At 52.9% G+C, this 26,273-nt stretch carries 31 protein-coding genes; 6 read left to right on the top strand and 25 right to left on the bottom strand.

What is annotated here, in order from left to right; translation table 11 throughout:
- Positions 1-16 precede the first annotated feature (16 nt).
- From U868_RS0117070 to U868_RS0116950, 25 genes are all read right to left on the bottom strand, one after another.
- Positions 17-274 carry a type II toxin-antitoxin system RelE family toxin gene (locus tag U868_RS0117070; protein ID WP_029991253.1) on the bottom strand — a complete coding sequence of 86 codons (258 nt, stop codon included), beginning with the start codon at positions 272-274 and terminating at the stop codon, positions 17-19.
- Positions 274-423 carry a hypothetical protein gene (locus tag U868_RS25575; RefSeq protein WP_162817250.1) on the bottom strand — a complete coding sequence of 50 codons (150 nt, stop codon included), beginning with the start codon at positions 421-423 and terminating at the stop codon, positions 274-276. The genes U868_RS0117070 and U868_RS25575 overlap by 1 nt, the downstream gene beginning before the upstream one ends.
- A gap of 2 nt (positions 424-425) precedes the next feature.
- Positions 426-671, bottom strand: coding sequence for a hypothetical protein (locus U868_RS0117060; protein WP_025154350.1), 246 nt, complete (start codon positions 669-671; stop codon positions 426-428).
- A gap of 274 nt (positions 672-945) precedes the next feature.
- Positions 946-1,857 carry a LysR substrate-binding domain-containing protein gene (locus tag U868_RS0117055; RefSeq protein ID WP_025154349.1) on the bottom strand — a complete coding sequence of 304 codons (912 nt, stop codon included), beginning with the start codon at positions 1,855-1,857 and terminating at the stop codon, positions 946-948.
- Between the two features lie 31 nt (positions 1,858-1,888).
- Positions 1,889-2,950, bottom strand: a complete 1,062-nt coding sequence (cobT, locus tag U868_RS0117050) for a nicotinate-nucleotide--dimethylbenzimidazole phosphoribosyltransferase (RefSeq protein WP_025154348.1) — start codon at positions 2,948-2,950, stop codon at positions 1,889-1,891.
- Positions 2,951-2,980: 30 nt separating this feature from the next.
- Positions 2,981-3,607: an alpha-ribazole phosphatase gene (cobC, locus tag U868_RS0117045; protein WP_025154347.1), complete on the bottom strand. Its 627-nt coding sequence runs from the start codon at positions 3,605-3,607 to the stop codon at positions 2,981-2,983.
- Positions 3,608-3,611: 4 nt separating this feature from the next.
- The gene (cobS, locus tag U868_RS0117040) at positions 3,612-4,379 is read right to left on the bottom strand and encodes an adenosylcobinamide-GDP ribazoletransferase (protein ID WP_025154346.1); all 768 of its coding nucleotides are present in this window, start codon (positions 4,377-4,379) and stop codon (positions 3,612-3,614) included.
- Positions 4,376-4,921 carry a bifunctional adenosylcobinamide kinase/adenosylcobinamide-phosphate guanylyltransferase gene (cobU, locus tag U868_RS0117035; protein WP_025154345.1) on the bottom strand — a complete coding sequence of 182 codons (546 nt, stop codon included), beginning with the start codon at positions 4,919-4,921 and terminating at the stop codon, positions 4,376-4,378. Before cobU ends, cobS begins: the two co-directional genes overlap by 4 nt.
- The gene (locus U868_RS0117030) at positions 4,918-6,453 is read right to left on the bottom strand and encodes a cobyric acid synthase (RefSeq protein WP_025154344.1); all 1,536 of its coding nucleotides are present in this window, start codon (positions 6,451-6,453) and stop codon (positions 4,918-4,920) included. Before U868_RS0117030 ends, cobU begins: the two co-directional genes overlap by 4 nt.
- Positions 6,450-7,298: an ATP-binding cassette domain-containing protein gene (locus U868_RS0117025; RefSeq protein WP_025154343.1), complete on the bottom strand. Its 849-nt coding sequence runs from the start codon at positions 7,296-7,298 to the stop codon at positions 6,450-6,452. The genes U868_RS0117030 and U868_RS0117025 overlap by 4 nt, the downstream gene beginning before the upstream one ends.
- Positions 7,295-7,972 (bottom strand): energy-coupling factor ABC transporter transmembrane protein, encoded by a 678-nt coding sequence (locus U868_RS0117020; protein ID WP_025154342.1) that lies wholly within the window; start codon positions 7,970-7,972, stop codon positions 7,295-7,297. The genes U868_RS0117025 and U868_RS0117020 overlap by 4 nt, the downstream gene beginning before the upstream one ends.
- Entirely contained in the window at positions 7,959-8,237 is a 279-nt protein-coding gene (locus U868_RS0117015) for an energy-coupling factor ABC transporter substrate-binding protein (protein WP_024472830.1), read from the bottom strand. The genes U868_RS0117020 and U868_RS0117015 overlap by 14 nt, the downstream gene beginning before the upstream one ends.
- Complete coding sequence (locus U868_RS0117010) at positions 8,234-8,968, bottom strand: energy-coupling factor ABC transporter permease (protein WP_025154341.1); 735 nt, start codon at positions 8,966-8,968, stop codon at positions 8,234-8,236. Before U868_RS0117010 ends, U868_RS0117015 begins: the two co-directional genes overlap by 4 nt.
- A gap of 15 nt (positions 8,969-8,983) precedes the next feature.
- Positions 8,984-9,709 (bottom strand): cobalt-factor II C(20)-methyltransferase, encoded by a 726-nt coding sequence (locus tag U868_RS0117005; RefSeq protein WP_025154340.1) that lies wholly within the window; start codon positions 9,707-9,709, stop codon positions 8,984-8,986.
- A 9-nt stretch (positions 9,710-9,718) separates the two neighbouring features.
- Positions 9,719-10,501 (bottom strand): sirohydrochlorin cobaltochelatase, encoded by a 783-nt coding sequence (gene cbiK / locus U868_RS0117000; protein WP_025154339.1) that lies wholly within the window; start codon positions 10,499-10,501, stop codon positions 9,719-9,721.
- A gap of 17 nt (positions 10,502-10,518) precedes the next feature.
- On the bottom strand, positions 10,519-11,307 hold the full coding sequence (locus U868_RS0116995; RefSeq protein ID WP_025154338.1) for a cobalt-precorrin-6A reductase: 789 nt from the start codon (positions 11,305-11,307) through the stop codon (positions 10,519-10,521).
- Positions 11,304-12,029, bottom strand: coding sequence for a precorrin-3B C(17)-methyltransferase (locus tag U868_RS0116990; RefSeq protein WP_025154337.1), 726 nt, complete (start codon positions 12,027-12,029; stop codon positions 11,304-11,306). Before U868_RS0116990 ends, U868_RS0116995 begins: the two co-directional genes overlap by 4 nt.
- Entirely contained in the window at positions 12,023-13,090 is a 1,068-nt protein-coding gene (locus U868_RS0116985; RefSeq protein WP_025154336.1) for a cobalt-precorrin 5A hydrolase, read from the bottom strand. Before U868_RS0116985 ends, U868_RS0116990 begins: the two co-directional genes overlap by 7 nt.
- Entirely contained in the window at positions 13,065-13,844 is a 780-nt protein-coding gene (locus U868_RS0116980) for a cobalt-precorrin-4 methyltransferase (RefSeq protein WP_025154335.1), read from the bottom strand. Before U868_RS0116980 ends, U868_RS0116985 begins: the two co-directional genes overlap by 26 nt.
- Positions 13,837-14,406, bottom strand: coding sequence for a decarboxylating cobalt-precorrin-6B (C(15))-methyltransferase (locus U868_RS0116975; RefSeq protein WP_025154334.1), 570 nt, complete (start codon positions 14,404-14,406; stop codon positions 13,837-13,839). Before U868_RS0116975 ends, U868_RS0116980 begins: the two co-directional genes overlap by 8 nt.
- Positions 14,406-15,017, bottom strand: a complete 612-nt coding sequence (locus U868_RS0116970; RefSeq protein ID WP_025154333.1) for a cobalt-precorrin-7 (C(5))-methyltransferase — start codon at positions 15,015-15,017, stop codon at positions 14,406-14,408. The genes U868_RS0116975 and U868_RS0116970 overlap by 1 nt, the downstream gene beginning before the upstream one ends.
- On the bottom strand, positions 15,014-16,171 hold the full coding sequence (cbiD, locus tag U868_RS0116965) for a cobalt-precorrin-5B (C(1))-methyltransferase CbiD (RefSeq protein ID WP_025154332.1): 1,158 nt from the start codon (positions 16,169-16,171) through the stop codon (positions 15,014-15,016). The genes U868_RS0116970 and cbiD overlap by 4 nt, the downstream gene beginning before the upstream one ends.
- Before the next feature lie 2 nt (positions 16,172-16,173).
- The gene (locus U868_RS0116960) at positions 16,174-16,803 is read right to left on the bottom strand and encodes a cobalt-precorrin-8 methylmutase (protein WP_025154331.1); all 630 of its coding nucleotides are present in this window, start codon (positions 16,801-16,803) and stop codon (positions 16,174-16,176) included.
- Positions 16,804-16,812: 9 nt separating this feature from the next.
- Entirely contained in the window at positions 16,813-17,772 is a 960-nt protein-coding gene (gene cbiB / locus U868_RS0116955; RefSeq protein ID WP_025154330.1) for an adenosylcobinamide-phosphate synthase CbiB, read from the bottom strand.
- Entirely contained in the window at positions 17,769-19,154 is a 1,386-nt protein-coding gene (locus U868_RS0116950) for a cobyrinate a,c-diamide synthase (RefSeq protein WP_025154329.1), read from the bottom strand. The genes cbiB and U868_RS0116950 overlap by 4 nt, the downstream gene beginning before the upstream one ends.
- 778 nt (positions 19,155-19,932) lie before the next feature.
- Between U868_RS0116950 and cobA the strand changes: the two genes are divergently transcribed.
- The 6 genes from cobA to glmL all read left to right on the top strand — a co-directional run bounded on the left by cobA (position 19,933) and on the right by glmL (position 26,258).
- Positions 19,933-20,718 carry a uroporphyrinogen-III C-methyltransferase gene (cobA, locus tag U868_RS0116945; RefSeq protein ID WP_025154328.1) on the top strand — a complete coding sequence of 262 codons (786 nt, stop codon included), beginning with the start codon at positions 19,933-19,935 and terminating at the stop codon, positions 20,716-20,718.
- Between the two features lie 63 nt (positions 20,719-20,781).
- Entirely contained in the window at positions 20,782-21,864 is a 1,083-nt protein-coding gene (cobD, locus tag U868_RS0116940) for a threonine-phosphate decarboxylase CobD (RefSeq protein WP_275886627.1), read from the top strand.
- Positions 21,857-22,717, top strand: a complete 861-nt coding sequence (locus U868_RS0116935) for a GHMP kinase (RefSeq protein WP_025154326.1) — start codon at positions 21,857-21,859, stop codon at positions 22,715-22,717. The genes cobD and U868_RS0116935 overlap by 8 nt, the downstream gene beginning before the upstream one ends.
- A gap of 349 nt (positions 22,718-23,066) precedes the next feature.
- Positions 23,067-23,768 carry a precorrin-2 dehydrogenase/sirohydrochlorin ferrochelatase family protein gene (locus U868_RS0116930; RefSeq protein ID WP_240182735.1) on the top strand — a complete coding sequence of 234 codons (702 nt, stop codon included), beginning with the start codon at positions 23,067-23,069 and terminating at the stop codon, positions 23,766-23,768.
- A gap of 658 nt (positions 23,769-24,426) precedes the next feature.
- Complete coding sequence (gene glmS, locus U868_RS0116920; RefSeq protein ID WP_004236129.1) at positions 24,427-24,867, top strand: methylaspartate mutase subunit S; 441 nt, start codon at positions 24,427-24,429, stop codon at positions 24,865-24,867.
- Complete coding sequence (gene glmL / locus U868_RS0116915; RefSeq protein WP_025154324.1) at positions 24,867-26,258, top strand: methylaspartate mutase accessory protein GlmL; 1,392 nt, start codon at positions 24,867-24,869, stop codon at positions 26,256-26,258. The genes glmS and glmL overlap by 1 nt, the downstream gene beginning before the upstream one ends.
- The last annotated feature ends 15 nt before the right edge of the window (positions 26,259-26,273 follow it).

The following is a 26,273-nucleotide window of genomic DNA, read 5'->3' as shown; positions in this document are numbered from 1 at the left end:
CAAAATAAGATTCCGGTTAATCATAAATATCGCCGCGCCAGCCAACTTTTACTATTAAAACAACAAGTTCATCATCAATAATATCATATATGGCACGGATATCTCCCATCCGGTAACGATAGCGGTTAGTTGTTCCCTGCATTGATTTTATATTAGGTCCTGAACGCGGACTCTCTTTTAAAAGAACTAATTTGTTTAACAGCCGCTTCCGGTATACATTATCCAGTTTTTTTAATTCTTTTTCAGCTTTCGGGGAGAATTTAACGTTATACATTATTTATTCTCCTCTAATAACTGCTCCAGCGTTTTAAAATTTTTGATACTTTGTCTGGTAAAACTCAGCCTTTCCATTTCGGCCTGCTCTGCCAGTTTTTTATCAATTTCGTTGTCGTTGCGTTCATCCGTAAACTCAGGGTTATCCATTGTTATTCCTTTAATAGATCATCCAGTGATATGGTGTCTGAATCATGGCTGTAACTGACAGCACTATCTTCAGCATCTTCAATTTCGTTTATCTTATTAATGATAAACTGATAAAGTTTGGGTTGGATTATGACACCCGCTAACTCATTATTATCATCATAAATAAGGATATCCTCACCTTCTGATAAATCCGGATTTTTTATCATTGAAATGATGTTTTGATTAAAATTGTTTATGCTGACTTTCATGTTTGCCTCGTAAAATAATGTGATATGAGATAAGTATATCAGATTGTCAGTTTGGCAATGAAATAAATAATGATAAAAACAGGCTTGTACATAATTTATCTGCGCGGGTAATATAGCAGGCGATATATGACGGGTTCAAATATATCTTTTTGTGAAGTATTTATATTTATTTTGATATTATATTTTTATATTAAAAAACAGAGGTGACGTATTGTTATCCGGATAATGCAGACAACAAAAAGCACGCCCTCTGTATCAGCAGAGGACGTATTGATTAAGACAAAATCAGTTCTTTTTCCCGTGATTTCTCATGGATCCAGTCACTGAATTTCCGCAGATTGAGTGATCCTTTTTTGTCCTCTTTATAAGTAAGGACAAAGCGGTTACCGGTACTCATCGGCAGGTCGCACGGGATCACCAGATCGCCGTTTTCCAGATCTTTCTGGATAGCAAAACGCGGCAGTAATGCCACGCCGAGATTTGAGCGGATAGCGGAGATCAGCATCGAAAGCAGATCAAAGCGCGGGCCGACCCGGGTTTTCGGATTGTGAATGCCGGAGAGCTGGAACCAGTCACTCCAGGCATCGAGGCGGGTGGTCTGATGCAGCAGGGTAAACTCTTCCAGCACCTGGCTGGTGGTGAGTTTGATACTGTCATCCCGCCACAGCATGCGGCTGCAGACCGGTACCAGCTCTTCCTCAAACAGATATTCAAAATCCGGCCACGGATTACAGAAATCCTCACGCATGATCGCCGCATCGTATTTCAGGCTGGTAAAGTCTGCCGGGGTGGTTAATGCGCTGATACTTAATGCGATTTCCGGGTGTTTCTCCCGGAAGCTTTGTAAGTTCGGGATCAGCCAGTGTGTACTGAAGGTCGGCGTTACCGCCAGTTCAAACAGCTGCTGTGATGACTGCCAGGACATAATATCCCGGGTGTCTTTCTCCAGCTTATCCAGCGTGTCATGCACCAGTCCGAGGTAATGTTTTCCGGCATCACTGAGGAAAATGCGTTTGCGGACATGATGAAACAGCGACACATTCAGAAATTCTTCCAGCGCGGCTATCTGACGGAAAACCGCGCTCTGGGTCAGTGATAACTCTTCCGCTGCCCGGGTGTAGCTCTCATACTGTGCAACAGCTTCGAAGGTGATCAGTAAATCCGTTTTCGGGATCTTCTTTCGCATGGCGTTTTACTCCCTAAAAATATAATCCATTTTACCGGGTGGGGGATGGCGGCAGAGTGAAACCACTCCCGGCCTGATGCCCCATATGACAATACATGCTGCATGCGGCATTAATAACGGACATGGCTAATGCCGCACCGCTGCCTTCACCCAGCCGGAGATCCAAATATAAGAAAGGTTTCAGACCGAGCTGTTCAAGCGCGATACCCGCGCCTTTCTCGGCAGAAAAGTGGGACGGGATCAGATAGTCCCGGACAGCAGGCGCCAGACGGCAGGCCGCGATGGCGCAGGCGTAAGATAAAAAGCCGTCGAGCACGACAGGAATACCGCAGACGGCGGCACCCAGAATCACACCGGTCATGCCGGTCAGATCATACCCGCCGACTTTGGCAAGCACATCAATAGCATCTGCAGGATCCGGCTTGTTCACCGCGATAGCCTGTCTGACGATCGCTTCTTTGTGCGAGACGCGATCCAGCGGCAGATTGGCGCCGATACCGACGGTATCATGCGGATCAAGCCCGCACAGGACGCTGATCATCGCAGACGCCGGGGTGGTATTGGCGATCCCCAGTTCCCCGGTGCCGACAACGCGGATCCCGGCGGCAACCCGCTGTTTTACCAGCTCTGCACTGGCAACCAGCAGATGCTCTGCATCGGCATAAGACATTGCCGGGCCTTTGGCGATATTGCCGCAGCCGCGTGCCAGTTTCAGGGAAATCATGTTATCGATCGGATCGCAGTCAATGCCGATATCCACCGGCAGTACGCTGGTGCCGCTGCTGCGGGCAACCGCGCAGACACCGGTCAGCTGTTTCTGGATATTGCGCGCCTGGATAGCAGTGACTTCCTGCGGGGTAACGGCGACACCTTCTGCAAATACGCCGTGATCCGCACACATTACAATAATTTCTTTCGGCAGATTATCCGGATGGTCAATCCCCGGCATGCCGGCAAGATGCACCGCCAGATCTTCCAGGCGGCCGAGACTGCGCGGCGGCTTGGCCAACCCGTTGATATGCTGCTCTGCCGCCTGCATGGCCGCGTGATTCAGAGGCGGGATCGCGCGGATCAGGTCTTTCAGTGTTGTCATTGTTTTTATGCTCACATTCTGTTTTTATAATCAAACAACAGGCGTAAAACGTGATCGCCCGTTAAACACAGCTAACGTCATAAATCCGTCGCGGCATTCCGCCACACTGTAACTGTCCTGTTCACAGGGGAATTGCCACATGGCCTCTGCGGGCAGGCCGAACCAGCGGGTGATGATAAGCCCGAGCACGCCCTTGTGGGCGACAATCAGCCGGGTTGCCGGGGTGTCTGATGCCTCCCGGCGCAGTTCATCCGCCAGCGCCTGAACCCTCGCCGCAAACTGCGGGAACGGCTCGCCGCCGGTCGGCGCGGCATGCAGCCAGTCATTCATCCAGGTCTCCCAGTCCGCCGGGAAACGGGCGGCAATCTCACGGTAATGCTGCATTTCCCACTCGCCGAAGTGCATCTCATTGAGGCGCGGGTCGCAGTGATAGTGATGATTTTCCGGGGCGCGGATGTATTCCGCTGTCTGTCTTGCCCGCTGTAATTCACTGATCAGTATAGTATCTATATGAATATCATGCAGATAAGCGGCCACTGCGGCTGCCTGGCGGTGGCCGTGTTCCGTCAGCGGCAAATCGGTGCTGCCGTAGAACAAGCCGTCTTTGTTCCCGGCGGTTTCCCCGTGGCGGACAAGAATAAAGCGGCTGATACTCATCCGCTTACACCCAGAACAGCGCGAGCAGGAAGATAATTTCCCCGCACTCTTCAGCGGCACCAAGTGTGTCCCCGGTTTGTCCGCCGAGGTGGTGGCGGAAATAACGCCCCAGCCCGTAAATAATAAAGGCGGTGATAATCAGTGCGCCGAGGGCTTTCATTCCGCCTGCAACCGTGACAATCACCGCGCCGGTGGCGAGAGTGATGACAAACCGGTGCAGAGTGATACGGCCGATATAAATATTGCCCATGCCTTCCCCTTCACGGGCGTAGCGCTGGTTGTACATCACCAGTGACATACAGGTGCGGCCTGCGACCGGGGCGCAAATCAGCAATCCGGCAGCGGCGGTCAGGGAAAGGGAAGAGGAGGCGAGAAGCTCATACGCGGCAGCGGATTTCGCCATCAGGGCAAAAATCAGTGCCAGACAGCCATGTGTACCGATGCGGCTGTCGCGCATGATCTCCAGCATTCTTTCGCGTTTGCGGGCGGAGAAAATACCATCACAGGTATCTGCCAGGCCATCGAGGTGAAAACCGCCGGTGATCAGGATCAGTGCCAGTACATAGGCCAGCGCGGCGATCAGCGGACTGTGAGTCGCCTGCGCAATCCACACCGTCAGCAGTGTTGCAATGATCCCGGCAATCAGTCCGACCACCGGAAAAAACGGCACACCGCGGCCGTACTGCTGAAACTCCGTACCTTCACTCCAGCGCTGCGGCACCGGAATACGGGTAATAAACTGGAGTGTCGCCCACAGGTATTTCAGGTTCATTTGATCTGAACTCCGATCCCGGAGACCACCAGCCAGACCTGTTCGGCCTGACGGGCGAGTTTTTGGTTAATACGCCCGGCGATATCGACAAAATGGCGTGCCAGCCGGTTTTCCGGTGTGATGCTCATTCCCAGTTCGTTGGTGACGATATACACCGGGCATTCACTCTCTTTGCAGGCATCAATAATATGGTCGATTTCGCTGTTGATGCCGATCTCCAGTTTTGCATAATCCAGCGTGTCCGGGTCCGCACCGCCCGAGGCATCATAAAGCAGATTGGCAATCAGCGTGGTGATACATTCCAGCATCACCCCCTCGCCGGGTTTGCGTTCATAGCGGATAGCATGAGCAATGTTTTTAAAACCTTCCCTGGTGCGCCAGTGCTGCGGACGATCAGCCTGATGTCGCGCCACGCGGGCGGCCATTTCATCATCCGTGATAACGGACGTGGCGATATAGAGCGCACTGTGACAGCGGTTATCCACCAGTTCTTCGGCAAAACTGCTTTTACCGCTCCTGGCTCCGCCGGTGATTAAAATCATGCTGTTTTCTCCTTGTGTGCATACATCAGACGGCAGATTTCATCAATATTGAGGTGTTCCCGCATCTGCTGCGCCAGAATATTAAACTGCTGCTCTTTGTGCAATGCATAGTCAAAGATGCTTTCCGGCAGCGGCTCCAGCCCTTTCTTTTCCCGCAGCTGATTAAGCAGCGGACGGGTGAAATTGTTGCGGTCAAAAATACCGTGCAGATAAGAGCCCATCACACTGCCGTCCGGGCTGACCGCGCCGTCAGCATGGTTGCACGGCTCGCGGTTTTTCTCATGCATCTGTGCAAACGGGATGGCATCCGCACCGGTTTCGGACACACCCATGTGGATCTCGTAACCGCTGATCGGTTCACCCTGACAGGCAGACCAGATCCCCGGCAGTGCGCCGCACACGGTTCCGGCGGTTTGGGTGGTATTTTTTTCCGGTGAGAAGCGGGTGGTGATATCGAGCAGTCCCAGTCCCGGCAGATCGGATAATCCGGATTCGACATCATCATAAATATGTTTGCCGAGGATCTGATAGCCGCCGCAGATCCCGGCAACCGGTGTGCCCTGTGCATGGCGGGTGAGAATGGCTTTATCCATTCCTTTCTGGCGCAGCCACAGCAGGTCACCGAGGGTATTTTTGCTGCCGGGGATAATCAGCAGATCCGGCTCACCAACCAGCAGCGGATCGGATTCATAACGCAGACGGACATCCGGCTGGGCGGCAAGGGCATTGAAATCGGTAAAGTTGGCAATGTGCGGCAGCTGAACCACCACAATATCCAGCACTTCTTCGGTTTTGCCGTCATATTTGCCGACCTGTAACGCGACACCGTCCTCATCTTCCAGATCCACATCCAGCCACGGCAGCACGCCGAGCACCGGTACGCCGGTCAGATCTTCGATTTGTTTTATGCCCGGCATCAGCAGGGCGACATCACCGCGGAATTTATTGATGATCACGCCGATCACACGGGCGCGTTCGTCGTCTGTCAGCAGGGCGAGTGTGCCGTAAATGGAGGCGAACACACCACCGCGATCGATATCCGCTACCAGGATCACCGGCGCGTCTATCATCTCCGCCATGCCCATATTCACAATGTCGCCGTCGCGCAGATTGATCTCCGCCGGGCTGCCCGCGCCTTCCAGCACAATGATATCGTGCTCAGAAGCCAGGTCATTGTAAACATCGCGGATCATGGCTTTCAGCTGCGGTTTGTAGAGGTGATACTCCGCAGCATCCATATTCTGCGCGACTTTTCCCATCAAAATAACCTGGGATTTACGGTCAGAGGTCGGTTTGAGCAGAACCGGGTTCATGCGCACATCCGGTTCGGTACCGGCAGCTTCCGCCTGAAAGATCTGAGCACGGCCCATCTCTTTGCCGTCACGGGTGATCCCCGAGTTCAGTGCCATATTCTGTGATTTGAACGGCGCACAATGATACCCGTCCTGAGAAAAAATCCGGCAGAATCCGGCGACTAATACACTTTTTCCGACATCGGAAGCCGTACCCTGGATCATCAGTGAAAATGTCATGCCATTACCTCGTGTGTTCCGGCGGCGGGGGTTGTCTGCTGCTGCAATTGTGCAAACAGCGCCTGTTCAGTTTTGCACAGCGGCAGTCCGGTTTCGCAGTGGAGTTTGACCAGCCACGGCTGTTCCAGCCCGGCGGCAGTGATCATCTCTTTTTGCAGGAAAACGGATTCCGGCGTGCCGTGGCCGCACACTTCGCCGTGCGACATCACATAAATACCATCACAGACCTGATAAATCAGATCAATGTCATGGCTGGAAATCACAATGTGTTTACCGGCCGCGGCAATACGGGCCAGCAGATCGATCATCTGCTGACGTCCGGCCGGATCCAGCCCCGCCGTCGGTTCATCGAGCAGCAGATAGTCTGACTGCATCACCAGCGCCCCGGCAATTGCCACACGTTTTTTCTGACCGAAACTCAGGTGCTGCACCGGTTTGTCGCGGAAGGCGAGCGCATCCACCAGATGCAGTGCCTCATCGGTACGGCGTTTGATTTCATCCTCTTCCGCCCCGAGATTGCGCAGGGCGAAAGCGATATCACTGTCCACATCCGTATAGAAAATCTGCATATCCGGATCCTGAAAAACGGTCACCACATGCTGACGCAATTCCAGCAGGGATTTTTTGTCGTATTTCAGCGGATTACCCCGCCAGTTCACCTGACCGTCCTGCGGTTTCAGAATACCGGACAGGTTCATAAACAGGGTGGATTTTCCGCAGCCATTGGCACCGATAATCCCGGTGACCTGGTGTGCGCTGAAATCCATTGTCAGGTTTTTCAGGATATTATCGTCCTGATAGCGGAATGTGAGACCGCTGACTGATAATTGCGGGTGATGATTCATAGGTGGAAATCTCCCTGATAGAGCTTCACATTCAGTGCGACAGACATTTGCTGATAGCGCATCATCACGCGGGAAAACAGCATGGTGACCAGCATCGCCAGTGAGCGGTAGCCGGTGCGCAGGTTGCGGTAGCCGAAGCGCAGGGATTGTGCGTGGTAAATGGTGGCGGCTTCTTCCAGAAAGATAAAGATAAAGCGCCAGGTCAGCAGGATCTGCTCAATCAGCACCAGCGGCAGACGACCGCGTTTCATCAGTTTAATCAACTGCTCAAACGGCATATTGAGCATAAACCAGAAGGTGGCAGCGAGAGCCGCCATGCTGCGCCAGAAGGTCTGATTGGCGGTGGTGAGACCGGCGGGATCGAGGCCCACCCAGTAGTGACCAATCTGAACACCCCACAACAGCGTATCCGGTGTGCGGGCAAAAGAGATAATAATGGCCACCAGTCCCACCGCCAGAAAACTGAACGGGATCAGCAGCCATTTAAGATAGCGGAGCGGCGATACCCGCAGTAACCAGCAGGTAAACGCCGCAATACACAGCAACAAAGCCGCCTGGCCGGCTGGTGGCAGGCTCATCGCCAGAACCATCATCACGACCCAGAAGGCGAATTTCACCCCCGGGTCACGCTGACGCCAGCGGCTTTGATAACTCAGTGCATCAAGGCTTTGCATTTTTCCGGCCGCTGCGGTAGTAACCGAGCACGTAGAAAATCACTGCAGTGCCCAGACAGCCCTGTAATGTAAACAGCAGACTCTCGATTTCACCGCTGGCCGGTTCGTACAGAGACTCAAACCAGGGTTCATAATCCGGCGCGATAGCCAGGATCTGCTGTTCTGCCTGATCGTCTGAACCGCCGTATTCACCGCCATGATCGATAAAGAACGGGATGATAAAAATTGCGACAGTCAGAAACAGTAAAATCAGTGTCTTTTTCATGAATGCACCTCGTTACCCACCAGGTTACGTTTCACCAGCTGATCATAAACCAGTACCGTCAGCAGACCTTCCGCAATCGCAATCGGTACCTGGGTCAGACAGAAGATACCCATGAATTTCAGGATCGCTGCACCCATCCCCATCTGCGGATCCGGGAAAGCAACCCCGAGCTGTACTGAAGTGACAAAATAGGTGGTTAAATCCGCTATCACCGCGACAAGGAAGACGCAGATATCCTTACGCCAGCCCAGTTTGGTGGTAAAACGCCAGACCAGATAACCGGCGATCGGTCCGATAACCGCCATCGACATGCCGTTGGCACCGAGGGTGGTCAGGCCGCCGTGTGCCAGCAGTAACGCCTGGAACAGCAGCACGATGGAGCCGAGCACAGCCACCACGGATGGCCCGAACAGGATCACCGCCAGCGCCACCCCGGTAGGATGAGAGCAGCTGCCGGTCACTGACGGGATCTTCAGCGCGGAAAGTACAAAGATAAAGGCGCCGCACAGTGCCAGCAGAACTTTCTGGTTGGCATCTTCCTGAACAATCGCTTTAAGGCGGACAATCCCCGCGCCGAGGAACGGCAGGAAAATCAGCCACCAGGCAATCGCCCACATCGGCGGTAAAAAGCCCTCCATGATATGCATGGCAAAGGCTTCCTGGGGTGCAATCATCAGCAGAATAGTGACGGCGGCACCGGTTAACGAGAACTGCGTGAGTTTCTGTTGCATAACAACCTCACCGAATTATTTCCGGGTTTTATTAATTAATACCGTTGAGAAATAAGGCAGTGTCTGTTCGTCGTCGATCTCATCCAGGCGCCGCCAGCACTGTTCAGTTTCCAGTGTGGCATCGGCCATCAGGATGGCATGATCAAACAAATCATGGCGGCGGAGCAGATCGCGTACCTGTTGTAAACGACCATAGACTTTCATTAACACAATGCATTCATGATGTGTAATCGCATGTTCCAGCTCTTCAGGAGATGCGGTACACGACATGACAGCAAGGCTCTGGTTTTCCATTGCCAGCGGGACAACGGCCCGTGACGCGATAGCCGCAAACGAGGTCACGCCCGGAATCACTTCCAGCCATGGCTGATTGCCGATACGCTCCAGCAGGGAAACCCAGGTACTGAACAGCATGGAATCCCCCAGGGTGATAAAGCCGACTTTTTTACCGTCAGCCACATCCTCCTGAATCGCTTGTGCGACGTCATCCCAGACTGCTTCTTTCGCTTCCTGCGAGGCTTTCATCAGGAAGTGATAGGTTTTCACCGTAGTGTTACCGGTGATATACGGGGTGACAATGGTATGCGCCAGGCTCGGGGCATCTTTTTTACCGGCCGGGGCATACAGGATATCCAGCTCACTGATAATCCGTGCACCGCGCACCGTGATAAGATCGCTTGCGCCGGGACCGGTGCCGATAGCGTAAAGTCTGCCCTGTGGTTTTTCTGTTTGCTGACTCATGTGCGGATCTTACTCCCCGTTATCCATTGTCTGCGCCAGGTGTTCGACAAACATCTGACGGATCATATTGTTTTCACCCATGCCCTGTAACCACGTGGTGGTTTCAATACCGGCCCGTTCCAGCTGTGTTTTCCAGGAATCTTCCTCATCGGAGGCCATATCATTGATGGCATGATCACCGGCGACCAGCATCAGCGGCATCAGGTGTACTTTGCGGATGTTTTCGGCTTTCAGGCCTTTAATAATCAGGTCGATTTCCGGATAACTTTCCACCGCACCGACACGTCCCGGGAAGTCGCTGTTGGTCATCATGTGATCCAGACAGGCATAGGCAGAGAAGGCGTGGTGAGTGGCGCCGTGACCCATAAAGACCACACGCTCGCCGGCTTTCAGTTCCGGCATCTGGAAGTGCAGGGCATCAATCAGCTGTGAGTAATCCTCAAAACTGCTCAGCAGCGGCTTGCCCACGCGCAGATAGCGGAAGAACGGACGGTATTTTTCGACCTGGCTGACGATCTTTTCGTACTCGTCCCCGTTAATCACATGCAGTGACTGGATAGCCACATCCTCATAACCCTGCTCGTGCAGATGGCGTAATGCCTCTTCCGGGTTACTGATATGCAGGTTATCGCGCTCTTTTAACCTGCGGATAATCATGCCGGAGGTGAAGGCGCGGAAAAAATCACGGCCGGGGAACGCTGCCGCAAGCTGCTTTTCACAGCTTTCGATATTTTTTTCACGGGTTTCCGCGTAACTGGTGCCGAAACTAATCACTAATAACGCTTTTTTCATCTCATAACCTCAGTAAATCAACAGACAGAAAAACGGGATGCCAGATACTGCTCTATCCCGCAAAGATCCTGCAATTCAGTCACATCACCGGACACCCGGGTCTGCGGGCGTACCACGACAATGCAGGGAATTCCCAGCGCCAGACAGGGGGCGACTTTCTCACTGAATCCGCCCCGGGTGCCGGACTCTTTGGTGATCACCACATCCGCACCGCAGTAGCGGTAAAACGCTTCATTAAACTCCGCCGGAAAGGGCCCTTTGAGGGCAAAAATCTGGTCAATGGTCATCCCGTAAGATTCGCACTGCGCCAGCACCTCCTGTGTCGGCAGTACCCGCGCCAGCACGGTTTTTCCCGGCAGACGGGCAAGATAATCCGCCAGCTGTTTGCTGCCGGTGGTCAGCAGGATACGCTGACCGAGTGTCATGGCAATCTCACAGGCGCTGTCGATGGAGTCCGTTTTGTAAATCAGCGGGTTATCAACCGCATCAATATCACTCGGACGGTTATAACGCACCAGCGGAATACCCAGCTCACGCTGCACCTGCAAAATAGTGTCGCTGAGCACGGCGGCGTAAGGATGCGAGAGATCCGCCAGCAGGCGGATCCCGTGGCGGCGGCAGTATTCCGCCATCGCCTGTGCATCCATGCGGCCTTCCCGGATCTCACCCTGTAATCCGGCTGCCTGCTGACGGCCTGCAGCGGTGGCGACCGAGAGCCGGTAGCGGACTCCCTGTGCATCCAGGCGCTCACAAAGCAGACGGGCATCACTGGTCCCGCCGAAAATCAGCAGTCTGCCGTCATTCACAGTTTATATCCCCGCGGTGTGATCATCAGGTCATCACTGATATAGGTGGATTTATTACCGACAATCACCAGGCTGGTCATATCGACACGCTCATATTCCATCTCACCGAAGGTGGTGATCCATTTCTCTTCTTTTTTACGGGCAGCGGCTTTCACCACGCCGACCGGGGTGGTGGCGGCTTTGAACGGTGCCATCAGTTCAAAGGCACGGGCCAGATGACCTTCGCGGCCCAGGCTGCGCGGGTTATAGAAACAGATAACAAAATCGGCTTCGGCGGCGGCTTTGATGCGTTTCTCAATCACTTCCCACGGCGTGAGCAGGTCGCTCAGGCTGATGTGGCAGAAGTCGTGCATCAGCGGGGCACCCAGCAGGGAGGCGGCGGCGATACTGGCGGTAATGCCCGGCACCACACGCACCTGAATATCGCGCTTCTCTTTGGTGACGATTTCGAGGATAAGCCCGGCCATACCGTAAATCCCGGCATCACCGCTGCACACCATCGCCACGTTTTTACCTTCCTGTGCAAGCTCAATGGCCAGATGGCAGCGTTCGATCTCTTTGCGCATACCGGTTTTGATGACTTCTTTGTCGCCCACCAGAGGTTTCACCAGATGGGTATAGGTTTTATACCCGACGACCACTTCCGCTTCTTTCAGTGCGGTGACGGCTTCTTCGGTCATCATGGCTTCACTGCCGGGGCCAATGCCTATAACGGTTAACATACTGTTTCTGCTCCTAACGTAATGGTGATCCCCCGGGTCTTACAGGTTTGCCCTATCAGACAGCCTTTGCTCATCAGCCAGGCGACCGGCCGGGAGACACTCCCGACACCCGTGGTTTTTTTAACAAATTCCGATTCCGGGAACTGTGCCGCCACAGGGGCCAGCTCCTCAGCACTGAATACGGTAAACGGCACCTGATAACGGGCAGCGAGCGCCAGCAGGGCGGGCTCCTGCGCTTTCAGGGTAATACTGCCGATAGCACGGACGGCTTCCGGCAGCAGATTGTTCTCAGCCAGTTGTTCAGCAAACAACTGCTGAACCTCGTCTGCCCCGGTATCTCTGCGGCAGCCCATACCGGCAATAATCCGGCGCGGGATCAGTTTATACACCGGCACCGGCAGCATAATTTCCTCGCGGCGGTAACTGACACACACCAGCGCATCCAGTTCCGGCAGAGTACGCAGATCCGCCACCGGGATAAGTCCCGGTAAGGCGTATTTATCCTGCTCCGCCGCCATATCCGGATGCCACCAGATGCCGATACGATCCCCGCTGACCATCATCTGGTTCAGGGTTTTGACAGTAGCGCGGAAATTGGTGAACGTGGCATTCATCTCCTGCGCCAGCAGATCAAAACTGGTGACCTGATTGACATCGGTGGCGGTGGTGATCACCGCCTGACCGCCGATCCGGCCCGCCAGCCAGGTGGCCAGTTCATTAGCCCCGCCGAGATGGCCGGAGAGCAGACTGATCACATGCTGTCCTTTCTCATCCATCACGATCACGGCCGGGTCACTCATTTTGTCCTGAATCACCGGTGCCAGTACCCGCACGGTAATGCCGGTTGCGCCGATGACAATCAGAGCGTCATTCTCTGCAAATGCCTGCTGTAAGGTGGCGGCAAAGCCGTCACGGAACGGTTCAAAGCCGTCGGACACCAGTTTTTCACTGGTGTAACAGGTCACCGGCAGCAACGGGCGGATTTTTTCCGCCAGCGCTTTGCCGCCCGGTGTCAGGCAAAACAGCGCAATGCGCTTACCGCGAGGCTTTGCGGTACTCATGGCTGAAGCCTGCGTCATACAGTTTTGAATAGTGATACTCGCCGCCGAGGAACGGCCCGACCAGAATCAGCGCGGTTTTGCGGATTTTTGCTTCGCGCACGGCGACGGTGATCTCCGCCAGTGTGCTGCGCAGCACCTGACAATCCGGCCAGGTCGCCTTATACACCACGGCGACCGGGGTGGTTTCCGGATATCCGCCTTCGGTCAGTTGTTCCACCACGCCTTTGATATCCTGAACTGACAGGAAAATCGCCATTGAGGTCTGGTGAGCGGCAAAGCTGCGCAGACTCTCTTTCGGCGGCATCGGCGTACGGCCTTCGATACGGGTGATGATCAGGCTCTGGGATACTTCCGGTACGGTGTATTCCACGCCCAGTTCGGCTGCGGCACCGAGGAAGGAACTGACGCCCGGGATCGCGCTGAAGCCGATATTGTGTTCCGCCAGTACTTCGCCCTGTTCACGGATAGAGCCGTACAGGGAGAGGTCGCCGGTCTGCAGGCGAACCACCAGTTTGTGGCTTTTCACGCCGTCAACCATCACAGTGATGATGTCGTCGAGGGTCATGGCGGCGCTGTCGTAGCTTTCGACACCGTCTTTGCAGTAGTCCAGCAGATCAGTATTGATAAGCGAACCGGCATAAATGACGATGTCAGCCTGTTGTAAAATACGGTAGCCTTTCAGGGTGATAAGACTGATATCCCCGGGACCGGCTCCGACAAACCAGACTTTCTGACGGTCAAACTGTTCAGCCACAACGCGCCTCCTTACGGCAGGAAATAAGATAGGTAGGATTATTCGGTTTAAAATAATAACTGTGTCCCAGCGCGGTCATATTTCCGGCCTGTAATTCACAGCAGTCCAGTTCGCTCACCGCACACTGTTTCAGGTGCGCAATGGCTTGTGTCAGGTTATCCAGCAGGATAAAGGTCATCACCAGGGTGCCGTCGCTGTGCAGATGATCGAGAGACCAGTCGATAATCTCCGTGAGATTGCCGCCGGTGCCGCCGACAAACACGGCATCTGCTTTTCCGGCCAGTTCCACCGGCGCATATGCGTCAATCACGCGGATCTGCGGGCAGCGGAAATGGAGGCAGTTCTCTTTGATAAGCGCAATCGCTTCCGGTTTTTTCTCAATGGCGATAATCTCAAGCGCCGGGTGGCTGAGTGCCGCCTCAATTGAAACACTGCCGGTGCCCGCACCCACATCAATCAGGCGCTGTGCGCCCTGTAAATCCAGCCGCGACAGGGCAAGTGCCCGCACCGGTTCTTTGGTCATCGGGATCTGTTGTCCGCGCAGAAACAGTTCGTCTTTCATCAGGCCACACTGCCTTGTTTATCAATTAACACCACATTCATGTCGTAATCCCCGCTGACATCGTCCGCATTGAGGATGGTGATCCGTTCATTGCGGCCGGAGAGGTTTTCTCCGATGATCATCCGCCGGGTCTGGCCGCGCTGACGGATTTCGGCGGCGATTTCTTTCGGGCCGATCTTACTGTCCGTCACCATGCCGATACGCTCATGGGCGAGCAGCCAGTCAAAATCCGGGCTGCGGTTGTGGCTGCTGGTGAGATAAATATCATTCATATCCATCCCTGCCCGGGAACACAGATATTGTACGGAGCTGATGCCCGGCACTATCTGAACCTGATCCGGGGCGAAGGTTTCACTGATGCGTTTGCCGATACCGAAAAACATCGGGTCACCGGAAGCCAGAATGACAATGCGGCGATCAAGACGCTCTGCTATCCAGTTCATCAGGCCGCTGATATCCGCATCAATAACACGGGTTTCGGTGGTCAGCCCGGCAAATTCATCCAGATGGCGCTGACCGCCGATTAAAATGTCTGCGCCGGAAATCACATCCGCTGCCCGCCGGGTCAGATACGCTTCTGAGCCGGGGCCCACACCGGTCACATAAATCATCGGAATCCCTCCGTTATGGCGCTGAGCGGCCGGTTGGTCCCCAGCACCTGATTATCAAACGAGAACAGAATGGCATCACAGTGCGGCGGCTCATCGGAGAAACGCAGCATCTGATTAATCCGGTCACAGATTTTTTCCGCGATCCGCGGATAGACCGCCTGCCAGCCCTGCGCATTGATCAGTTCAATCGCCGCTTCGGTGGTGGTGCAGCCGTCCACTTCCTGTAATAAGGAGAGCGGGGCGCCGATCAGGGCCAGATTGGCGATCAGGGTTTCCATCCGTGCATCCGCAATATGGCTGTGGGTATGGAAAATGCCTGCCGCGATTTTTACCAGCTTGCCGAAGTGCCCGAGGATCACCACCTGCTCAAACTTCAGCCGCGTGGCCTCCTGTAACATATAGCCGACAAAGTTACTCATGGTGACGACATAGGAGCCGTCCAGCCCGAGCTGTTCGCTGACAAACCGTTCGCCGTGGTTGCCCGGCACCAGGAAAACGCGGGTCATGCCCAGGGCGCGTTTCATTTCCAGTTCGATGGACAGGGAGCGTTTCCAGCTCTCTTCCGACATCGGCGTGACAATACCGCTGGTACCGATTACGGAAATCCCGCCGAGAATACCGAGACGACCGTTATAGGTTTTCTTCGCCCGCTCTTCCCCTTCCGGGGCAAAGATGGTGATATCCGCCCCCCGGTTCGGGCCGATGACTTCGCGGACCGCCGCTTCAATGGTCTGACGCGGCGTTTTGTTGATCGCCGCGTCACCGATCGGCAGGCCAACACCAACCTTCGTCACCCGGCCGACACCTTCGCCGCCGTCAAGGGTGATAATGCCGCTGTCATTGACCGCGACACGGGCGAAAATCAGCATGCCGTGGGTGGCATCAATATCATCCCCGCCATCTTTGCGGATGGCAGCGGTGGCGGATTGTCCGCAAATCAGCGGCTCTTCCACATTCAGGTTCAGTGTCACGCCGGACGGCGTGACAATCGAAACCTGCTGAATCACTTCCTGACGCAACACCATCAGCGCAGCCACTTTGGCGGCGGCAGTGGCACAGGAGCCGGTGGTATACCCCTTTCTCAGTGCTTTGCCTTTGTGCCAGACGACGCCGGTGCCGTTATCGTCAGGTGCTGTGGTGTTTTCCTGCGTCATGATTACGCCTCCGGCATCCGGTAGAGGATGGCGTTAATAATCGCGGCGGCCACGTTACTGCCGCCTTTGCGGCCGAGTGCGGCGATACACGGCAGAGAACTCTCCGCCAGGGCATCTTTGGATTCTGCCGCGCCGACAAAACCGACCGGCACACCGACAACAGCAACCGGTTTTTCAGTATGTTCCAGCACACGGAACAGGGCTGTCGGCGCATTCCCGAAAACAAAAATTTTCTCACCCGGCTCCTGCATGGCGATATCCACAGCGGCCATAGAGCGGGTCATCTGCTGTTCTTTGGCGGCAGCGACCACTCGCGGGTCACTGACATAGCAGCGGCACTCTGAGCCGTATTTCGCCAGGCGGGTTTTGTTAATCCCGGACAGTGCCATCGTGGTATCGGTATAAATGGTGCAGCCGCGCAGAATGCCGTCACGGAGGATTTCAATCACACCGTCAGAAAAATGCAGGATATCCAGCCAGTCAAAATCGGCAGTGGTATGAATAGCGCGTTTGATAATCGCCGCGTGATCATCACTGGCGAAACGGTATTCCGGCCGCGTTTCGCGGATAATGTCATCAATGATCAGAAAACTGTTTTTTTCGATTTCCTGCGGCTGTTGTATGTAACTCATAATTTTCCCTTACAAAATCCACTGTGCCAGAAGATGAATGACGGCAAATAACGCCAGTGCGGCTGAAGAGGCAACCCACATCAGCCGGATGGTGCTGAGAATATCGTCTGTATTGATGTCGCGGGTGTTGTCACCGATCCACGGTTTATCAACCAGCTGCCCGAAATAGGTATTCGGTCCGCCCAGCTGCACACCGAGTGCCCCGGCGACCGTCGCTTCGGACCAGCCGCTGTTCGGGCTGCGGTGATTGGCGTGATCACGTAACCCGGTGCGGAAAGCGTCCCGGTAACGGTATTTCAGAACAAAGGCGGCGAAGGTGAACAGCAGCCAGCTCAGACGCGCCGGAATATAGTTGGCAACATCATCCGCACGGGCGGAAAACATGCCGATATCGCCGTACTTTTCATTTTTATAGCCGACCATCGAGTCCAGGGTATTCACCGCTTTATAGGCCATTGCCAGCGGCGCACCGCCCAGTAATAAAAAGAACAGCGGGGCGATGACCCCGTCGGTGGTATTTTCCGCCACGGTTTCGGTTACCGCGCGGGTGATTTGCGGTGGCGTCAGCTCCCGGGTATCACGCCCGACGATCCACGATAATTTTTCACGGCTCTCAGCCGGATCATTCGCTTTCAGCGCGTCATATACCCGCATTGCCGCATCCTGCAAACAGCGGGTGGCAAGAACGGTGTAGGTCATCCAGATGGTGACGAGCCAGCCGAGACTGGTTTCCAGATAAAACGCCAGCGCCAGCACACCGTAACTTACCGCCCAGGTGCCGCCGACGATCACTATCCACAACACGGCTCCGCCCCAGCGCAATGCCGCACCGCTCTGACAGCGGCGGCGGATCACGCCTTCGGTTTTGCGGATGGCGTTGCCAATCCAGCGGATCGGGTGCGGCCAGTGCTCCGGGTCACCGAGGCGCCAGTCAAGCAGGAAAGCTGCCAGCCAGCTGAGCAGTGTCATAACACACTCCGTGCAAGGGCAAACCAGTGATCCAGTAATCCCGGACGCTGGGCAAAATGCACATGCAGATAACCGGCAAAGGTGTTACCGATCTGATAACCGCCGTGCCAGCGTTTGAGGATTTCGCCGTCGCGCTCTTTGATAAACTCAAAAGCAGGCGGCAGATCAGTGGCAAAATCAGAATAATGAAACTCATGGCCGCGCAGGCGTTCACCGGCACAAACCAGTGTGGTGTCTGTCAGTGCGGTGCCCTCACAGTAGCCAAAGCGTTTCAGGCGGTTACCCATAGTGCTGTGCCCGGCAATGATGCCGGTCATCGGGAAGGTGTTGCCGCTGCTGTCTGTCAGGGTTTCACCGAGATACATCAGCCCGCCGCACTCCGCATAAACAGGAACACCGCGCTGATGCGCCGCCAGCAGTGCGTCCCGCATCGCGGTGTTAAATGAAAGTTTTTCAGCATAGACTTCCGGATAACCGCCGCCGATGTAAATCATATGGCACGGATCCGGCAGGGTGCTGTCATTGAGCGGGCTGAATGTGGCAATCTCCGCGCCGCTCCGGCGCAGTAAATCGAGATTATCGGGATAATAGAAGTTAAAAGCGGCATCATCCGCTACGGCGACAGTCAGCCCGCGTCCGGCACCCGGTGTGGCGAGCTGTATTGGAGTGCTGTCTGCCGGCGCCTGCCAGTGTGTCAGAGAAAGCAGCTTATCCACATCAACGGTTTTTTCTATCTGATCAGCCAGATGCTGCCAGCGTTCTGTTTGTTGTGCCTGCTCCTGCGGCGGGATCAGTCCCAGATGACGGGAAGGAAGTTCAATATCGTTCATTACCGGCACGTAACCGATTACCGGCACATGGCAGTAGTGTTCAATGGCGTGTTTCAGGAGCTGAAAATGGCTGTCACTGTTAACACGGTTAATCAGTACCCCGGCGATATTCAGTGACGGATCAAAATGCTGAAATCCCATCACCGTGGCAGCAACAGAAGTGGACACCGCTTTACCGTCGACCAGCATAATGACCGGGCAGTCCAGCTGTTTTGCCATCGCTGCGGTGCTGCAATAGTGCAGGTCGGTGCCGAAGCCGTCATACAGTCCCATCACGCCCTCAATCACACCGGCGTCCTTGTCCTGCATATAATGGCGGAATTGCGGGGTCAGAACAGACTCCGGCAGCATAAAGGCATCCAGGTTACGGGAAGGTACGCCGGTGACGGCGGTATGCCAGCTGCTGTCGAGGTAATCAGGGCCGACTTTGCAGGGCTGGACACGCAATCCGCGGGCACTGAGTGCCCGCATGATCCCGAGGGTGATGGTGGTTTTTCCGCAGCCGCTGCTGGTGCCCGCGACCACGAAGACCTGTTTTTGTGCCTTATCCATACGCTACCTTTGACACGGTGTTGTTGCCAAAAAAACGTCCTGATACCAGGAAAGCAAAAAAGGTTAAATAAATTAACCCGGTGAACTGTCTTTTTATTTTCATGATCATAAGCAATACGGAATATTGCTGAACAGCGATGTAAAAATGTAATGATCATTTAATTAACATTGCCGATTTTTGATATAGTGATTTTTTTACGGCTATTTATATTCAGGTTTAATAAAACATAAAATGCTGTTTTTATATATCTGCTTATTACAATTTGTGATTCTCTTCACACAAATACTTGATTTGTGATCAAGATGAATAAAATGCAACTATTTTATTTTTATAAACATATGCAAATATGTTAATTAAATGATCTTGTTTTTATTATTTGTTAATGATAATTTCATAAATAACAGCTGTTTTGTTGATTATAATGACCTGTTTTTATGAGGTGAATGTAAAAATCCATTTATTTCAGTTGTTTGAAAGTGTATGATCTACTTGATTTTTTTTCATGAACTCTTCCGTTGTGTGAACGTATTATTGAGATATTAGTCATATATTTTTTCCTGTGATTATTTAATAATACAAAATATTAAACAGAATTGTCTTTATTACGCATTTATCGTGAATAGATCAAAGAATAAAGTTCACGGGTAATTAATACTGCTGTCCAACTACAAAACATCATTAATAAATAGTATTTTTTATCGCCACCAGGTGTTGTGCATAACGAATAAAATGATGTGATTTTTTCATGTTGATTAATCTGATTGATAAGGCAATAAAATGAGCAAAGGTAAAGTATGGCTGGTCGGAGCCGGGCCCGGAGATGCATCATTAATTACCGTAAAGGGACTTCACTGTATACGTCATGCCGAAGTGCTGGTGCATGACCGTCTTGTCAATCCTGAGCTGATCGCCTGTGCCCCGGCGGACTGCAAAATCATCAATGTCGGTAAAACACCGAATCACCATCCGGTGCCGCAGGAAGAAATCAATGTCATCCTGGTGAAATATGCCGCAGAAGGTAAAAATGTGGTGCGCCTGAAAGGCGGGGATCCGTATGTGTTCGGGCGCGGCGGCGAAGAAGCGGAATCCCTGGCACAGAACGGCCTCGATTTTGAGGTTATCCCGGGGATCAGTTCCTCTATCGGCGGGCTGGCGTATGCGGGGATCCCGGTGACTCACCGTGATCACGCATCAAGCTTCCATGTGGTCACCGGCCATATGTGCCAGGGGAATGAGCCGCAGAACTGGAATGCGCTGGCTGCCCTTAACGGCACGCTGGTGATACTGATGGGGATGACCCGTCTGGCTGAAATCAGTCAGTTACTGATCGACGGCGGAAAATCACCGGATACCCCGGCTGCCGTGGTTATGTATGCCAGCCAGCAGCGCCAGCAGGTGGTTACCGCCACCCTTGCCACCTTACCGGAAGAGGCTGCGCGTCATAAATTACATCCGCCGGCATTGATTGTCGTCGGTAATGTGGTGAATCTGCACCAGATTCTGGCATTTGCTGCCACACAAATTGATATTACGCAGGAAGCGCCATCAGAAGCTGCGTCATAGTATTATCCTTAAAATAATAAGCATCCGGCTGTATGCAGGTGATACTGTGTGCAGCCCTTACATTTGGAGGAGGCTATGAGCGAACACGGTGGTAATGTGGTAGAGGTGGCTGAGCTCCTCGGCATCTCACCTGCATCTATCTTCGATTTCAGTGCCAATATTAACCCGCTGGGGCCGCCCGAGCGGGTTAAAGCCATCATCCGCGATAACCTGTCTGTTATTGAACGCTACCCGGATATTGAATACCGCTATCTGCATGCCGCACTGGCTAAAGGTGCCGGTTGTGAGCTGGGGCAGGTTATTGCCGGTAACGGGGAGACGGAACTGATTTACGCGCTGGTGCGCCATCTCAATCCTCACAGCGCATTACTGTTAACCCCCGGATTTGCCGAATACCGCAGAGCACTGGAACAGCAGGGCTGCGATATCATCGAACACCCGCTGACGGAAGAGAATGATTTCCAGCCGGATGAATCCCTGCTGGCGGATATTGAAGCCCGCCGTCCGGACTGTGTGTTTATCGCCACGCCGAATAATCCGACCGGCCTGATGCCGGATACCGCGCTGCTGCACAAACTGGTGTCCCTGTGTGAATCCCGCCATATTCATCTGATTGTCGACGAAGCATTTATTGATTTTTTGCCGGAGGGATCACCGCTGACAGCGCGTCTGCCGGAAACCCGCTACCTTTATCTGCTGCGGTCGCTGACAAAATTCTTTGCCATTCCCGGTCTGCGCCTCGGCTATCTGCTGTGCGGTGACAGTCATATCATCAGCAACCTGAAAGCCTGGCGTGAACCGTGGACGATCAACGGCCTGGCGGCGCTGGTGGGTGAGGTGTTGCTGGATGATGAAAACTATATCCGCAAAACACAGGATTTTATTGCCGCCCAGCGGGAATACCTGTGCAATGAACTGCGTCAGTTTCCGTTGCTGAAAATCCGGCAGCCGTCGGCAAACTACATCTTTATCCGCTGCCTGAACGGTGTGGAACTTCAGTCCGCGCTGCTGAAATATAAGCTGCTGATCCGCCGCTGTCAGAACTACCCGGGGCTGGATGGCTCTTATTACCGGATCGCAGTCCGCAGCCAGGCGGAAAACCGTCATCTTATCGGCGCATTAAAACAGGTATTTCAACATGGCTGAGGCACATTGTCCGGCATCCTGCGGAGAATTGTTGCAGGGATGGATCCTCGGGGGCGAAAAACTGGTTTCCTGCCCCATCAACTGGTACAGCTATGTTTCGGTGGAAGAGGGTGTTCCGCTGGGGCTGGAACGGCCCCGCATGCGCCAGATGCTCGAGCAGGTACTGAAACACCTGGATATTGTCCCGGAAGCCACCGGCATGCTGCGGATTGAATATGAATCCACCATCCCCGTCGGTAAAGGACTGGCCAGCAGCACGGCAGATATTGCCGCCACCGCTCAGGCCACCGCGCGTTTTTACGGCCATGAATTATCACCGGAAACCCTCGCAGAACTGTGTGTGGCGGTTGAACCGACAGACAGTACCCTTTTTTCCTCTCTGACTCTGTTTGATCACCAGGCGGCACAGACACAAATATCACTCGGCTGGGCACCGGATCTGAAACTGCTGCTGCTGGAAAGTCCGGATGTGGTACTGACGGAAGATTTCCACAAGCGCGACCGCCGGGCGACACTGCTGGCGCGGGAACCTCTGCTGGCTCAGGCCTGGAAACTGCTTACCGCCGCCTGTGAACAGCAGGATCCGCAGCGCCTGGGCGAAGCAGCTACTCTGAGTGCGATCGCCAGCCAGGATCTGCTGCCCAAACCCGGCTTCAGTGAGCTGCATGCCCTTGCAGATAAAGGAAAGATTTACGGCCTGAATGTTGCCCACAGCGGCAGCGTCGCCGGGCTTATCTATGATGATACACTGCACGACAAAGATTTTATTTATGACTGGATCCAGCGGCATCAGCTGGACAGATTTTACCCTCAGGTGCATGAGGTGAGTATGGCACCCGGCGGGGTCCGCTAATCCTCCTCCATCCGCGTCATTCTTCAATCCGCAGCTGTGTTGGCTGCACTCAATAAACCGGGTCACATACTGATGTATGCTCCCCGGTTTCTTTCGTTTGCCGCCTTGCTGCAAATTGAATAATTTAGCGGATGACCTCCTGAGTTTATTTTTATTTAACGTCCTGACTCCTGTGGAATGATATTGAATATCCACGGTTTTTTATCATGCCAAAATAAAAGGCAGATAACCGGCAGAGAAACGAAAAGCATGCGCGTCACGGATGACGGGGCTGAGCATTCCCCCTCAATTTAACGCGCTGCCCCACAAAGTACGTTCCGCTTTGCTGCGTCCCGGCAACGGGCAGGATATGATTCAGACAACTGATTCTGACGCTGTCCGCAAAGGAGACACTATGCTGCGTTATCCGCTTTTTTGTGATTTACAGGGAAAGACCTGCCTGATCGTGGGCGGCGGGGAAGTCGCCGTCCATAAATGCCGCGCACTGTTACAGGCAGGGGCGCATGTTACGGTGATTGCGCGCTGGTTCCGCAGCGATTTCACCGCTCTGGCGCAAAACCCGCATCTGACGCTGACAGAAGCGGATTTTGATGCCGCACTGTGGCCGCAAGGCTGCTGGCTGGCCTTTGCCGCGACGGACTCGCCGGAGGTGAATCAGCAGGTGCTGGAACAGGCCAATGCCCGCCACTGCTTCTGTAATGTCACTGACGCGCCGGAAAGTGCCTCATTTATCTCCCCGGCCACCATTGATGTCCCGCCGGTTCAGGTCGCGCTGACCTGCGGCGGAAACCCGGTCTATACACAGTTCCTGAAACACCGTGTCATGCAGGCAATTCCGGCGGATGCGCCGGTGAAACTGCGTGCCGCCGCACGACTGCGTGAGCAGGTAAAAGCCACTAATGCTTCCCGCGATGCCAAACGGCAGTTTTGGCAGACGTTTTTTACCGATACTGCCCTGGAACAACTTCTGCCGCTGGAAGATGATGAACTGCTGACTGACTATCTCAATTACCTGCTGGCTCAGTTTACCGAAGAACACGGAACGCACTGAAAAAATAAAACCCCGGCACCGAAATAGTGGTTCCGGGGTAATTATGTGAGCTGAATGGTTTATTTCAGCCACGGGATAACAAAAACAGAACAGTGTTTTTATCATATTAATAATAAAATTTTTACTTTTTTGCATCATTCATTTTTTTATTTCTTTATGACATTCTGTTCTGTGTTTTAATAAGATATCCGTCACACTATTTCGTCATTATTTATCAAAACATATTCACGTAAAATATACTATAAAATATAGTTTAAACATTAAAATTTAATTGCTATTTACGGTGATTTCAATAATATAACGACGATCACAAAATCAGGATTGATTTATTCGCTATTAGGTTTAAATAATTGTTAATTAAAGTTTTTGTTTGTTGTTTTTAATGGTATCCATATGATTTATATGAAAATTTAATTGTGATCTGCATCTTGTTTTATCTCCCACTGAAAACCATTCCATTTTTGCAAGATATCCTTACTTTATATCAATTGTTTTTAAATCCCCTGAATTGCACATTATCATCAGTGGAAAGTTAAGGAATTAAATAGGGATGAATACCAGATTTGTACTTAGATACTTTCTTAATTAATACCAAACGGATTTAACCGGTTTTGTTTTAACTTTAATTCCGAACATTCAGTTTATTTAGAGGTATATCATGCAGAAGCCTACCATTGTTATTGGTGTAATTGGTGCCGATTGCCATGCCGTCGGTAACAAAGTTTTAGATCGCGTGTTTTCCCAGCACAATTTTAATGTGATTAACCTGGGTGTCATGGTCAGCCAGGACGAATATATCGATGCCGCTATTGAAACCGGCGCACAGGCAATCGTTGTTTCCTCTATTTACGGTCACGGCGAAGTGGACTGTTTAGGTATGCGTGAGCGCTGTATCGAACGCGGTCTGGGCGAAATTCTGCTGTATGTCGGTGGTAACCTGGTTATCGGTAAACAGGAACCGGCTGAAATCGAGAAAAAATTCAGCGACATGGGCTTTAACCGCGTGTTCTTCCCGAGCACAGACCTGGAATACGTCTGCGATGTCATGAAAAAAGACATTGAAAAAAGCCCGGCCCGCAAAGAAGGAATGACCGCGTAATGATCAACGTCTCGATAGATATCGGTTCAACCTGGACAAAAGGTGCCGTGTTCGACGTGGGAAGTGATGATCATATTGAATTAAAGAATTATGCCCTGACCCCCACGACGATTGACCATCTGGCAGACGGATTTTTCACTGTACTGAATAAAATCCTCAATGTGTCTGATGCGCGTCCTTTACTGGAAGCCGGGAAAGTTAACATTAACTATTCCTCTTCCGCCAAAGGCGGGTTAGCGGTAGCGGCACTGGGTCTGGTTCCGACAATCACCCTTGAGTCAGCAAAAGTCACTGCTCACTCAGCGGGCGCAAAAGTGTCTCAGCACTTTGCGTACAAGCTCAACCGGACTGATATCCGCAAACTCGAACAGACACCCCCGGATATTTTCCTGTTCACCGGCGGAACGGATGGCGGTGACGTCGGATACGGATTACAAAACGCGAAAATGCTGGCGGAATCCGATCTGAACTGCTCCATCATTTATGCGGGTAACCGTGATATTCAGGACGATATTGCTGAGATCCTCGGCCATAAAGAACTGACTGTCGTTAACAACATTTTACCGAGTCTGGATAGTCCGAACCCGTTTGATGCGCGTAAAGCTATCTGTGACATCTTTCTGAAAAAGATTGTGAAGGGCAAGGGACTGGACGTCATTGTTGAACAGACCGGCGAAGAGCCGCGTCCGACACCATTCTCTGTCTTTGAGTTAGTACAGCAAATCCGTGACAACGTTCCCGGCTGGGAAGAGTTTGTGCTGTTGGATATGGGTGGCGCAACGACGGATATTTATTCGTCCTGCAACAACAGTTTACTGCCGGATACCATTTTACACGGGATCCCGGAGCCGAAAGTGAAACGGACTGTGGAAGGTGACCTTGGCATGCGTGTATCGGCGGTGATCGCCGGTGAGGCAGGCCGCGAATTAGCCGAAGCGCAGTTTGTAAATCATCCGGAGCAGCTGGATGCCTTTTACCGCTACACCCGTTATGTCAATGAGCACCCTGATTATCTGCCTCAGACGGACGAAGAACGTGTTTATGACCATCTGTTAGCCGGTATTTGTGTCGCACTGGGAACTGAACGCCATGCGGGCACAAAACAGCAGGTGACCACCTGCGCAGGGACGGTGGATTTACAGATTGGCCGTGATTTATCACGGGTCAGCAAAATCATCGGTACCGGCGGCTGGTTGTCGCGGACTGCGGATTTTGACATCAGACAGTATATGCGGTACCGCAAATTCGATAACAAAGGCCGTCAGATTTTGCTGCCGGACGAATTTGAGTACTACCGGGATTCACAAGGGTTATTTCCTCTGTTAGCCAACGTCGCCTGCCGGTATCCGAAAGCAGCAGCTCAGACCGGCGTGCAGATTTTGACCAGATAGCAAGATTATTGGAGC

Origin of the sequence: Morganella morganii H1r (genome assembly GCF_000633515.1) — a bacterium.
Taxonomy (GTDB): domain Bacteria; phylum Pseudomonadota; class Gammaproteobacteria; order Enterobacterales; family Enterobacteriaceae; genus Morganella; species Morganella morganii_B.
Note: the sequence above shows the minus strand (reverse complement) of the source record. Positions and strands in the feature narration are given on the sequence as shown.